11 protein-coding genes are annotated in these 12,194 nt (G+C 53.1%); 9 read left to right on the forward strand and 2 right to left on the reverse strand.

What is annotated here, in order from left to right:
* Positions 1-188 precede the first annotated feature (188 nt).
* The 6 genes from H8S18_RS08780 to H8S18_RS08805 all read left to right on the forward strand — a co-directional run bounded on the left by H8S18_RS08780 (position 189) and on the right by H8S18_RS08805 (position 8,556).
* Entirely contained in the window at positions 189-1,433 is a 1,245-nt protein-coding gene (locus H8S18_RS08780) for a uroporphyrinogen decarboxylase family protein (protein ID WP_186857936.1), read from the forward strand.
* 201 nt (positions 1,434-1,634) lie between these two features.
* Complete coding sequence (recF, locus tag H8S18_RS08785; RefSeq protein WP_186857937.1) at positions 1,635-2,711, forward strand: DNA replication/repair protein RecF; 1,077 nt, start codon at positions 1,635-1,637, stop codon at positions 2,709-2,711.
* Positions 2,712-2,940: 229 nt separating this feature from the next.
* Positions 2,941-3,210, forward strand: a complete 270-nt coding sequence (remB, locus tag H8S18_RS08790) for an extracellular matrix regulator RemB (RefSeq protein WP_186857938.1) — start codon at positions 2,941-2,943, stop codon at positions 3,208-3,210.
* A gap of 29 nt (positions 3,211-3,239) precedes the next feature.
* Positions 3,240-5,156: a DNA topoisomerase (ATP-hydrolyzing) subunit B gene (gene gyrB, locus H8S18_RS08795; protein WP_186857939.1), complete on the forward strand. Its 1,917-nt coding sequence runs from the start codon at positions 3,240-3,242 to the stop codon at positions 5,154-5,156.
* Between the two features lie 232 nt (positions 5,157-5,388).
* Positions 5,389-7,908, forward strand: a complete 2,520-nt coding sequence (gene gyrA / locus H8S18_RS08800; RefSeq protein WP_407926964.1) for a DNA gyrase subunit A — start codon at positions 5,389-5,391, stop codon at positions 7,906-7,908.
* A 99-nt stretch (positions 7,909-8,007) separates the two neighbouring features.
* Positions 8,008-8,556 (forward strand): sugar O-acetyltransferase, encoded by a 549-nt coding sequence (locus tag H8S18_RS08805; RefSeq protein ID WP_186857940.1) that lies wholly within the window; start codon positions 8,008-8,010, stop codon positions 8,554-8,556.
* A 70-nt stretch (positions 8,557-8,626) separates the two neighbouring features.
* Here H8S18_RS08805 and H8S18_RS08810 read toward each other — a convergent pair whose 3' ends face one another.
* Positions 8,627-10,033, reverse strand: coding sequence for an MATE family efflux transporter (locus tag H8S18_RS08810; protein ID WP_186857941.1), 1,407 nt, complete (start codon positions 10,031-10,033; stop codon positions 8,627-8,629).
* A 224-nt stretch (positions 10,034-10,257) separates the two neighbouring features.
* Between H8S18_RS08810 and H8S18_RS08815 the strand changes: the two genes are divergently transcribed.
* The 3 genes from H8S18_RS08815 (at position 10,258) to H8S18_RS08825 (ending at position 11,300) form a co-directional block, all read left to right on the forward strand.
* Positions 10,258-10,668 carry a MarR family winged helix-turn-helix transcriptional regulator gene (locus H8S18_RS08815; protein ID WP_186857942.1) on the forward strand — a complete coding sequence of 137 codons (411 nt, stop codon included), beginning with the start codon at positions 10,258-10,260 and terminating at the stop codon, positions 10,666-10,668.
* Entirely contained in the window at positions 10,631-10,897 is a 267-nt protein-coding gene (locus H8S18_RS08820; RefSeq protein WP_186857943.1) for a hypothetical protein, read from the forward strand. Before H8S18_RS08815 ends, H8S18_RS08820 begins: the two co-directional genes overlap by 38 nt.
* A 199-nt stretch (positions 10,898-11,096) precedes the next feature.
* The gene (locus H8S18_RS08825; RefSeq protein WP_186857944.1) at positions 11,097-11,300 is read left to right on the forward strand and encodes a hypothetical protein; all 204 of its coding nucleotides are present in this window, start codon (positions 11,097-11,099) and stop codon (positions 11,298-11,300) included.
* On the opposite strand, the gene H8S18_RS08830 is transcribed toward H8S18_RS08825, so the two are convergent.
* Positions 11,295-12,110 (reverse strand): AraC family transcriptional regulator, encoded by an 816-nt coding sequence (locus tag H8S18_RS08830; RefSeq protein WP_186857945.1) that lies wholly within the window; start codon positions 12,108-12,110, stop codon positions 11,295-11,297. The two genes, H8S18_RS08825 and H8S18_RS08830, sit on opposite strands and share 6 nt — an antisense overlap.
* Positions 12,111-12,194: the final 84 nt, after the last annotated feature.

The raw sequence follows: 12,194 nt of genomic DNA on the forward strand, positions 1-12,194 counted from the left end.
TTAGGCGCAAGAAAGAGAATTAAAAAACAAAACATAGGTTAAATAAGAAACTCGCCAGGAATACCAGAAAAAATCTGGTATTTTGAGCGGGTTTTTTTGGTATTGTACAGGCTTTTAGGAAAGACTATATTAAATATAACGGGGAGTCTCATTATTTTAAAATAGAAATCATAAAAGGGGGAGATTTTATGGAAACAATGCACGGACTGTACAACGCACGAAAAAAAAGAGTGGAGGATGCCGTCAAACTTATTGAACCGGACCGCATACCGCTCGTTCCTGTATTTCAGGCGTTTCCGGTCTATTATGCGAACAAATGGACGATACAGGACATCATGGAAGACTATACAAAAGCGACCGATGTATACGACTATCTCTATGACCATTTTCAGCCTGATCTCGGCTGGGATCCGATCCTTTTTTATCCTATCAACTATATGGAGCGCTCGGGGATCAACTGGTTCCGCTGGCCGGGCAACCAGATCAATGACCCGAATACAATGTATCAGTTCATCGAAGGGGAATACATGAAGGGAGACGAATATGGGGAAGCGGTCTTTGATATTACGAAATTTATGATGAACAAATGGATTCCGCGCAGTTTCTCAAAACTTTCCGGCCTTTCCAAAATAGATTTCCGCAACACGATGTGGTTCGGACACATGGGCGCGTTCGCCGCGTTTTCAGACCCGGAGGTCATTTCCTCGCTGGAGGCGCTCGTGGAATCGGGCAAAATGCTGGCGGATTGGTTTGGTTATCTTGCGGAGTATCAGGTTCACATGAAAGAAAAATATGGGATTCCGCCGATCTATGCGGGCTTTGCATACGCGCCCTTTGATATGATCGGAGACAGCATGCGCGGCACGGTAGACATCATGATGGATATGTATGACCATGAGGAGGAACTGCTGCGTCTCATCGATGTGATGACAGATTTTGCAATCAAGGATACGATCGCAGGCTGCTCGGGCAAGGAAGTGCCTTATGTGTGGTACTGGCTGCATAAGGGCGTGGATGAGTTTATGTCTGACGAGCAGTTCAGAAAGTTCTATTGGCCGTCCCTGCGGCGGTATTTGACGGAGGTGGCGGAGGCCGGGCTCACGCCGATGGTATATGTGGAGGGGGCCTATAATACGCGCCTTGAATATCTGAAAGAGGTGCCGCCGGGCAAGGTCATTTATAATTTTGAGTATACCGATATGGAAGCGGCAAAAAAGGCGCTGGGCGGACACTCGTGCATCATGGGAAACGTGCCGGCCGTCATGCTGACCTACGGCACGCCGGATGAAGTCAAAGATTACTGTAAATGGCTCATCGATACATGCGCGCCGGGAGGCGGCTATATCATGGACACGGGGACGATGGTGGACGACGCGAAGCCGGAGAATATCGAAGCGATGTTCGAGACGACGCTTATCTATGGCAAACGGTAAAAAGACAAAAGAAACGCGGCTGCTGAAGCCGTCAAAATGTGACGCCATCCCGCAATCAGAACAATCATAGCGCCTCCTGGAATAGTTTACTTTTCCAGAATAGCACAGCGGCGTGGAAAATGCCGCTTCCTGCAAAAAAGTGGAGGGCTGTGGTATAATGGGAATAAAGAACACGCAAGCGCTTTTTTTGAAAGGATTCCCATGTATCTGACGAGGCTGAAGCTGATTCATTTCAGGAATTATGAACAACTGAACCAATCTTTTTATCCTGGGGTGAATGTGCTTTATGGCAGGAACGCGCAGGGAAAAACGAATATACTCGAAGCTATCCATATCTGTGGAAATGGGAAATCTTTTCGCGTAAACGCGGACAGCAAAGCCGTGATGGAAGGCAAGGAGGGAGCATACCTTTTTGCGGAATACGCGGAAAATATAGACCGTTCCGTCGAAGTGCTGATTGGCAAGGACAGGAAAAAAAGCCTTAAAATAGATGGAATTCCCGCCAAAAACCTGAAAGAGCTTCTGGGAAACCTTTTTGTGGTGGTCTTTTCCCCGGAAGATATGAAAATGGCCAAAGAAGCGCCCTCCCTGCGGCGCGGTTTTCTGGATGGGGAAATTTCAAAGATCAGGCCTTCTTACGTGGATGCGCTGAAAAATTATACGAAGATCGTCGCCCAGAAAAATGCGGCGCTGCGGCGGGAAAATAAGAACACGGGCGTGGTGCTCGACGCATACAACGCGCAGCTTACAGGCTATATTCGCATCATCCTCAAAAACAGGAAAGCCTATGTGAATAAACTGGGCGAATATGTGCGGGAGACGCACCGCGCTATTTCCGGCGGCACGGAAGAAATTTCCATCGTCTATAAGGAGACGATTCCGGAAACAGAAATCGCACAAACGCTGAAAAAGCTGCGTGAAAAGGAACTTGTTGAGGGAACGTGCGGAGCAGGGCCACATAGGGACGATATGGAAATCCTGATCAATGGAAAGGATATCCGCGTTTTTGCGTCGCAGGGGCAGCTGCGCACGCTGATGCTCGCCATCAAAACGGCTTGCCTTAAAATTCTCGAAGAAAGCACGGGGGAAACGCCGGTGCTGCTTTTAGACGACGTTTTTTCCGAACTCGACCAGACGCGCAAGAAAAACCTTCTAAGAACCCTGAAAGGGATACAGGTCTTTATTACCACAGCGGACGACGCAGATGCAAAGCTCCTTTCGCGCGCGCACCTTTATTATGTGGAAAACGGAACGGTGCGGGAACGGGAGCAAAAATAATTTTCCTGAAACAAAGGGGAGGACGAACTCCGGCTGGGTTTTCAGGCTAAAAATCATAGTATAACCATTGATTTCGTTTTTTAATGTGCTCACGCCTTCTGAAACCGTTTTTAAGTCCGCATTCCATTCCCCCCATTGACCCTGCCGCAGAATCGCGGAAAAACCGAAAAAACCCTTTCAAAACACATCCTTTTGTGGTATAATAAAGATGTATTTTATGAGGTGTTTTATGATTTTGCATTTGGGCAGTGATTACTTTGTAAAAACAAAAGAAATCCTGATGATTCTGGATTATGAAGAGGCTGCGTGTAATAAAGATACAAGCCTCTTTTTAAAGGATATGGAAACCACGGCGCTTGCCGGAAAGCCCCGGGCCGTGGTCATCACGGAAGAACAGGGAACACACAAAGCATACTTATCGCCGATTTCTCCGCGTACGCTGATGAGGCGGGGCAGCGGGGATAAGGACGCTTTTCTGCGAAATATTTCACAGAAATAAAAGTTTAGACAGAAAAAAGAGGGATAAATTTGAATCACGAAAACGAACATTATGACGAAAGCCAGATACAGATTTTAGAAGGGCTTGAGCCTGTCCGCAAACGGCCGGGCATGTATATCGGCTCTACCGACCTGCGCGGGCTGCACCACTTGGTGTATGAAATTGTGGATAACTCCATCGACGAAGCGATGGCCGGTTTCTGTACGGATATTTACGTGGGCATCGAGGAAGACGGCAGCGTTTACGTGCGCGACAACGGACGCGGCATCCCGGTGGGGCTGCATCCGCAGGCGGGCGTTTCCACGCTCGAGGTGGCGCTGACCATGCTGCACGCGGGCGGTAAGTTCGGCGGCGACGGCTATAAGGTTTCGGGCGGCCTGCACGGCGTGGGCGTTTCCGTCGTCAACGCGCTTTCCAAAAAATTGGTGGCGACGGTCCGCCGCGAAGGCAAGGTGCACCGCCAGGAATTTTCGCGTGGGGAGCGCATGTCGGACCTCGAAGTTGTGGGTTCCTGCCCGGAAGAGGAAACGGGCACGGAAATCCGTTTCTGGCCGGATCCTGAAATCTTTGAGGATGTGAACTTTGTCTATGATACGCTGCGCATACGCCTGCGCGAAATGGCGTTCCTCAATAAGGGCATTTCCATTACGCTCGAGGATTTGCGCGGCGAAAAACCCGTAAAGCACGTGTATTGCTATGAAGGCGGCATCAAATCGTTTGTGCAATACCTCAATAAAAACAAAAACCCGATCTTTGAAGAACCGGTCTATTTCTGCGCGGAAAAAGGCACGTCGATCGTGGAAGTCGCCATGCAGTACAACGAAGGGTACGCGGAAAATATATTCTCGTTTGCAAACAACATTTCCACGCATGAGGGCGGCACGCACCTGAACGGATTTAAAAACGCGCTGACCCGCGTGGTAAACGACTATGCAAAGCGGATGAAGCTGGTAAAGGAAAACGAGCCTTCCCTTTCGGGCGAAGATATCCGCGAGGGATTGACGGCCATTATCAGCGTCAAACTCACGGAGCCGCAGTTTGAAGGGCAAACCAAAACCAAGCTTGGGAACAGCGAAATGCGGGCGCTGACGGACAGCACCGTCGCGGAGGGGCTTAACACGTTCCTCGAGGAGAACCCGTCGACCGCAAAGGTCATTGTGGATAAATGCCTGACGGCGAAACGCGCGCGCGAAGCGGCGAAAAAGGCGCGGGAGCTGACCCGCCGGAAAACGGCGCTTGAATCCGCTTCCCTGCCCGGCAAGCTGGCGGACTGTTCGGAAAAAGACGCGAGCAAATGTGAAATTTTCATCGTAGAGGGAGACAGCGCGGGCGGCAGCGCAAAGCAGGGGCGCGACAGGAAATTTCAGGCGATCCTGCCGCTGCGCGGGAAAATATTGAATGTGGAAAAGGCGCGCCACGACCGCGCACTGGCAAACGCGGAAATCAAAGCCATGATTACCGCCTTCGGCGCGGGCATGAGCGAAGATTTCGATGTGGAAAAACTGCGGTACCACAAGATCATCTGTATGACGGACGCCGACGTGGACGGAAGCCATATCAGGATCCTGCTGCTGACATTCTTCTACCGCTATATGCGGCCGCTGATCGAGAACGGATATGTATATATCGCGCAGCCGCCGCTTTATAAGGTGAGCAAAAAGGGAACGGAAGATAAATACCTGTATACGGACGAAGCGCTGCAGGAGTACCTGAAGGAAGTGGGCGACGGCGCGGCGATCCAGCGCTATAAGGGCCTGGGCGAAATGAACCCCGAACAGTTGTGGGAAACGACGATGAACCCGGAAACACGCACGCTTTTGCAGGTAGATATGGATAATGCCATCGAGGTGGAGGAAACCTTCTCGATCTTAATGGGAGACAGCGTGGAACCGCGCAAGGAGTTCATTGAGGAGAATGCGAAGCTGGTGGCAAATCTCGACATCTAGCGCCGCCCCGCGCCCGGTTTGTCCAGCCTGGCGCAAGCGTCAAGCCGCCCGTTTTCGGGCGGCCGCTCCCTTGCCCCGCGAAATGCGCCGCACTTGGGTTTCGCAAGAGCCCCGGCGCCTTGCGCCGGCTTTCGCTTTTGCGTATGGTGCCCATTAGATGTGAAGGTACAGGGACTTCCGGGTGGAAACCCGGGAAAGATTGACAGCAACTTATATTTAACAAGAGGTAAAAATAGTGGAAACACCCATAAACAGCATTGTGCCCGTCGACCTGAATAAAGAGATGCAAAAATCGTTCATCGCATATGCGATGGCGGTTATCATCAACCGCGCGCTGCCGGATGTGCGCGACGGCTTAAAGCCGGTGCACAGGCGTATTTTGTATTCGATGAGCGAACTGAATATGTATCCGGATAAGCCGTACCGTAAAAGCGCGCGTCTGGTGGGCGACGTGCTCGGTAAATACCATCCGCACGGCGATACGGCGGTTTACGACGCGATGGTCCGTCTCGCGCAGGACTTTTCCATCCGGTATCCGCTGGTGGACGGACACGGAAACTTCGGTTCGGTGGACGGGGACGGCGCGGCCGCCATGCGTTATACAGAGTCGAGGATGTCGAAGCTTACGCTCGAGCTTTTGCGCGATATTGATAAGGACACGGTGGATTTCTATCCGAACTTTGATGAGACGCTGGAGCAGCCTGCCGTGCTTCCCGCGCGCTTCCCCAACCTGTTGGTGAACGGCACGGGCGGCATCGCCGTTGGTATGGCGACGAACATTCCCCCGCATAATATGGGCGAGGCGATCGACGCGACCATCGCGCTGATGGATAATCCGGATATTTCGATGGAAGAGCTGATCGACATTATTCCCGGGCCGGATTTCCCCACGGGCGGCATCATTATGGGTGTTTCGGGCATCCGCGAGGCTTATAAGACGGGACGCGGGCGCATCCGTGTACGCGCGAAAACAGAGATCGAGAAACACGGGGAAGACCGCGAACGCATTATCGTCACGGAAATCCCATACCAGGTCAATAAGGCAACGCTGGTGGAAAAAATTGCGGAGCTCGTGCGCGACAAGCGCATCGACGGCATTTCCGACCTGCGCGACGAGTCGGATAAATCCGGCATGCGCATTGTGATCGAACTGAAGCGCAACGCCAATGCCAATGTGGTTTTGAATCACCTTTACAAACATACGCAAATGCAGGACACGTTTGGCGTCATCATGCTGGCCCTTGTGGACGGCGAGCCGCGCGTGCTGAATTTAAAGCAGGTTCTCGAATATTATGTGGAACACCAGAAGGACGTGATCGTGCGCCGCACGAAGTTCGAACTGGAAAAGGCAAAGAAGCGCGCCCATATTTTAGAAGGCCTGATTATCGCGCTTGACAACATCGATGAAATCGTAAACCTGATCCGAAGCTCGGCAGACGCGGCAACCGCGCGCGCGGCCCTCATAGGGCGTTTCGGCCTTACGGAAATCCAGGCGCAGGCCATCCTCGATATGCGTTTGCAACGGCTGACCGGCCTCGAACGCGATAAGATCGAAGCGGAATACAAGGAAGTCCAGGAGCGTATCGCTTACTATAATTCCGTGCTTTCCACGCCGCAGATGGTCATTGACATCATCAAGAAAGACCTGATGGAAATCCGCGGGAAGTTCTCGGACGCCCGCCGCACGGAAATCACCTTTGATGAGGACGATATCGATATCGACGAGCTCATCGCCCGTGAGGACATGGTGGTGACGCTCACGCATTACGGCTATGTGAAGCGCATCAGCCTCGAGACCTACCGCGCGCAGAAACGCGGAGGCAAGGGCGTGACGGCGATGTCTACGCGGGAGGAAGATTTTGCGGAGCAGGTGTTCATCACGTGTACGCACAACCAGCTTTTGTTCTTTACGAACAAGGGCAAGGTTTATATGAAGAAATGCTACCAGATCCCGGAGGCGGGCAGGACGGCAAAAGGCACGGCCATCGTGAATATGCTGAATCTCGACCCGGACGAAAAGGTGTCGGCGGTTTTCCCGATCGAATCGGAGGCAGGGAAGGATTCCAACCTTGTGATCGTAACGCGCGGCGGCGTTATCAAGAAAACGCCGTTCAGCGAATATTCCAATATCCGGCAGAACGGCCTCAAGGCTGTGAATCTGCGGGAGGACGACGAGCTGATTTCCGTCATGGAGACGGATGGCGGAAAGGATATCATTGTCGGAACGCGGGACGGCATGTCCATCATCTTCAGCGAAGAGGATGTGCGGCCGATGGGCCGCGTCTCGACGGGGGTGCGCGCCATCAAGCTCCGCCCCGGCGATGAAGTGGTGTCCGCGTGTATCTGCGAAAGGGACCAGCAGGTGCTCGTGATTACGGAGAAAGGCTACGGCAAACGCACGAATGCGGAGGAATACCGCCTGCAAACGCGCGGCGGCATCGGCCTGAAATCCATGAATATCACGGAAAAAACAGGCAAGATGTGCGGCCTGCTCATCGTGGACGGCACGGAGGACATCATGCTGATAAGCGACGCGGGCATCGTAATCCGCATGAGCGTAGGCGAAATTTCGCTTATTGGGCGTTCGACGCAGGGCGTGCGCGTGATGCGTGTGGATGACGATACCAAGGTAGTATGCGTGGCGAAGATCGTGGAGTCGGAGGAAGACGAAACGGAAGATACGGCCGGCTGCGGCTGCGCCGCGGAAGACAGCACGGCGGCGGAGACGGACAGCGCTACGGAACAGGAATAAAAGAAAATACAAACAAAGGCACGGTTTTCCGCGCCTTTTCTATCGAAAGCGAAAGGCCGTTTCCTGCAACACAAATTTTTAAGGAAGAGGAATTTCAAAATGACGGAAAAAGAGAAAATGCTGCGCGGAGAGCTTTATGACGCTTCGGATGCGCAGCTGCGGGCGGAACACGGGCGGGCACTTCGCCTGTGCAAAGAATATAACGACGCCGACCCGCTTGACGAGGCGGCGCTTGGCCGCATTCTCCGGATCCTTACGAACGTAGCCGGAGAAATTACGATCAAGCAGCCGGTTCATTTTGATTATGGCAGCAATACCTACTTCGGCGGCAATGTATTTGTCAATTATGGGCTGAACGTACTCGACGTATGCAAGGTGGAAATCGGCAGCGGAGTGCAGATTGGGCCGGGCGTGCAGATCGTTACAGCCACACATCCCATAGATCCCGGGGAACGGGCTTCCGGCCTCGAGTATGGAAAGCCGGTGACGATTGGCGATTCTGTATGGCTGGGGGCGGGCGTGATCGTTTGCCCGGGCGTCACCATTGGCGAAAATACGACGATTGGCGCGGGCAGTGTCGTTACCAAAGATATTCCCGCAAATTGCGTGGCCGTGGGCAACCCGTGCCGCGTGCTCAAAAAGCTGTAAGGATTTATTGCAAAAAGCCATCCGTCCATATGGACGGATGGCTTTTTGCCCGGCCGGCCTAGCAGGTGAGCTATCCCTGCTCTGTGCAAAGCGCCGCTTCCTGTTCGCGCGCGTGTTGGCAGGTGAGATGCCTGAGTTCAAAGAGCGCGAGCACAAGGGCGATCAGGAAGGATACGGCGTCCGCAACCGGCCCCGCCCATAAAACGCCGTCGAGGCCGATAAAAACGGGAAGGATGAGGGTCGCGGGGACGAGCACCAAAATCTGGCGCGACAGGGTGACAACCGCCGCCTTCACCGGTTTGCCGATGGACTGGAAGAAGATGCCCGTCACAGTTTGGAATCCGGAAAGAATGCACAGCATCAGGAAGATGCGGAAGCTCTTCTGCGCGAATTCGTTATACAGGGCGTCCTCGGAACCGAAGAGGTTGATGATGCCCTGCGGGAAAAACTGGAACAGGACGAACCCCACGGCGGCAACCGCAGTCGCGCAGCCGATGGCAAGCAGGTAGGCCTTTTTCACCCGAAGGAAATTGCGTGCCCCGTAGTTGAAGCCGACAATCGGCTGCGCGCCGATGCCAAAACCAACCATGAAAGCGAGCAATATCTGGTAAACCTTCATTACGATGCCGAACGCGGCAAGGGGAATATCGGGGCCGTAAACGGACGCCGCGCCGTATTGCACGATCATGTTGTTGGAAACAAGGATGGAGACCGTGACGGCGACCTGCGTGATAAAACTGGAAACGCCATATCCCATCACCGTCTTTGCCGTACCGGCGGACAGCTTCATATCCCTGCGGGAAACGCGGAGGACCTTTGGCCTGCGCAGGTAAAGCACGCTAATCAGGAGGGTAATGATCTGGCCGAGAATCGTCGCGAGCGCCGCGCCCTCCACGCCCCACCCGCAGATGAAGATGAAGACCGGGTCGAGTATGGTGTTGGTGACGGCCCCGGCGATCATTGAGATCATGGCCACCCTAGGGCTGCCCTCGGCGCGGATGCACGAGTTGAGGCCCGTGCCGATCATCACGAAGGGAAACCCGAGGACAATAATTTTCCCATAATCGAGCGCATAGGGCAGGGAATTTTCCGTTGCGCCGAACAGGCGCGCGAGCGGTTCGAGGAAAAAAATGCCGAGCAGCAAAAACGCCACGCCGAAAACGACCAGCAGCGTCAGCGCGTTGCCCACGCCCCGCTGCGCCTGGTCTTTGCGTCCCTCGCCGAGCTTCAGGCTCAGGTAGGCCGCCGCGCCGTCGCCGACGAGCAGGGAAAAAGCGAGCACAATAACGGTCAGCGGAAAGATCACGTTGGTTGCGGCATTGCCGAGATAGCCCACGCCCTGGCCGATAAAAATCTGGTCTACGATATTATACAGCGCATTCACCAGAAGTGAAATGACGCTTGGAACCGCGTATTTCATCACCAACCTGCCGATTGGCGCGGTACCCAAAAGCTTTGTTTCCGATGTTGTATCCATACCTCTTCAAACTCCTTTATAGTTGCCTGGGCAACCTTTATTCCAGAACAAGGGGCAACCAATTAGTTGCCCATGCAACTATTATAATGCGGAGAAAATTGCAAGTCAAGTGTTTTTTGGGTATTTGACAGCGCGGCCCGGGGCGCTTAAAATGGGAAGCGTCGGCAGGCCTGTGCGCTGCCGGACCGGCTACGGCAGACGTTTGCCTTGAAGGGGGAAGGGATATGCGGGAACTTGCAAAAAAGCTTTCAATCCTGTCACGGAGGTCGGGAATCCACCTCGACCGGAAATTAAAGGACCTCGGGCTGACCCGGGGGCAGCTTGTGTACCTGATGTGCATCTGCGACCACGAGGGAATGTCGCAGGAACAACTCTCAGAGGAGCTGTGGATCAATAAAGGCGCGGTTGCACGCGCGGTCCGCAGATTTGAAGAAGACGGCTATATTACGCGCATCGTATCCAAAAAGGACAGGAGGCAATATGGCCTTTATCCAACGGAAAAAACGAAGCGTGCCTACCACACGATCCGCACAGTTGAGGCAGAGTGGGAGGGCTATATGACGCGGAACCTTTCCGCGGAGGAAAAAAAGACGCTCGATGCGCTGCTTGAAAAGCTGCTCGACGACGTGGAATAACGTTGTGCCCGTTTTGGGGCGCTGGCAGGCAGGAGCGGACTTGGCGTTTCCGGAGGCGAACAAGGGCGGGCTTCCGGGCCTCTCTGCACCGCTAGTTACAGTGTTGGCAACGGCGGCTGTTACGCTGCATGCCTACCGGCGCAGGCGCGTAAAAAGCAAGGCGCGCAAGACGCCTATAGCCGAGGAAAGCACTACCGGTGGCGGGGCTGGTTCTGCCCGTATCCTGTGAAGGGATCAATACCGGGTATACTGCCGTATTGGGCGGGGTTGCCGTCCTTGCGGGTTTTAAAAATAAATTCGTGCGAAAGCGGAAAAGCCGGAGGCAGTGCTTTTCGGGGCGCTTCGGGCGTGCTATCCGGCTTTTTTAGCATCGGCTGGCATACCTGCCGTTCCAGACGGCTGCGGTACAAAATATTTTTAAGGCCCCGTTGGCTTCAATCAGCGGCATGTGGGATTTTTCCGCTGCCGTTTATATGATTCCCGCGGCGATTGCCGGGAAAACCGCAGGAGGAATGCTTAACCGGAAACTCAAAAGCCCGGCGGTACGCGTTTTATTTGCGGCGGCGCTTGCCGCGCGGCCGGATGCGTCTCCCGCAGGGAACTGTCCAACACCTGAAAAAGTTATATTATAGCTTTTTTTGCATCTTTTTGCGGTACTTACCGGGGCTCATGCCCGTAAAACGCTTGAAAATGATGTTAAAATAATTGGCGTTTGGATATCCGACAAGATTTGAAATTTCAAACACGGTATAGCTCGTCTGTACGAGCAGCTCGGTGGCGATCTTGATGCGCGTCTTAATCAGGTATTGGATCGGTGAGATATCGTATTTTTCTTTGAACAGATGTGCGATATGGAATGGACTGACAAAAAAAACATCAGAAAGGCTGGAAAGCGTAATATTTTTTTCGTAGTTATTTTCAATATATTCCTTGATTCCCGAAAGAAGCGACGCAGGTTCGGCGCTTATATCGTTGTCCATTAGCTTGCGCTGCAAAAGAATGAGAAGATATTCCGTGAGCTTGCCAGCAGCGATCTTGTAATCTGGACGTTTTTCTGATAATTCCCCATGTACCTGTGTGATGATCCCCGTCATGGGTACGGTGGAATTACTGCGCGGAAGAAGCGTTTCACGCAGGACATAGGGCAAACGGCCCTCCTCCTGTCCGGCATATTGAAAGGACGATAAATAAAGGGTGAGCAGCGTGCACGGATCTTCGCCCGAAGAAGAAAGCCGGTACGAAAATCCGGGAATCAGGACGATATCGCCGCTCCCAAGGGAATAGGAAATACCGCCAAACCACGCGTTGACATTCCCTTGCTGTACTAAAACAATCTCTGTCTCCGTGAGGTCCTTGCGTTCTATCTCGAAATTGTTTTTCAGGGTGACCTGGTTTGAGAGTACCTGAGGCGGCCTTACCAAAATGGGATGGCTTGAATTCATTATTTGCACCTCTTGCTTTGCTACACCATCCTTAATTTAGCATGTGAAAACAGTGAAAAACAACAACTGCACGGAATTGCGCAA

Source organism: Christensenella tenuis, from assembly GCF_014287795.1.
Taxonomy (GTDB): domain Bacteria; phylum Bacillota; class Clostridia; order Christensenellales; family Christensenellaceae; genus Christensenella; species Christensenella tenuis.

Excerpts from the sequence above, each read along its gene's own strand:
- H8S18_RS08780 (WP_186857936.1), top strand. The coding sequence starts at position 189 with ATGGAAACAATGCACGGACTGTACAACGCACGAAAAAAAAGAGTGGAG.
- recF (WP_186857937.1), top strand. The coding sequence starts at position 1,635 with ATGTATCTGACGAGGCTGAAGCTGATTCATTTCAGGAATTATGAACAA.
- remB (WP_186857938.1), top strand. The coding sequence starts at position 2,941 with ATGATTTTGCATTTGGGCAGTGATTACTTTGTAAAAACAAAAGAAATC.
- H8S18_RS08805 (WP_186857940.1), top strand. The coding sequence starts at position 8,008 with ATGACGGAAAAAGAGAAAATGCTGCGCGGAGAGCTTTATGACGCTTCG.
- H8S18_RS08810 (WP_186857941.1), bottom strand. The coding sequence starts at position 10,033 with ATGGATACAACATCGGAAACAAAGCTTTTGGGTACCGCGCCAATCGGC.
- H8S18_RS08815 (WP_186857942.1), top strand. The coding sequence starts at position 10,258 with ATGCGGGAACTTGCAAAAAAGCTTTCAATCCTGTCACGGAGGTCGGGA.
- H8S18_RS08820 (WP_186857943.1), top strand. The coding sequence starts at position 10,631 with ATGCGCTGCTTGAAAAGCTGCTCGACGACGTGGAATAACGTTGTGCCC.
- H8S18_RS08830 (WP_186857945.1), bottom strand. The coding sequence starts at position 12,110 with ATGAATTCAAGCCATCCCATTTTGGTAAGGCCGCCTCAGGTACTCTCA.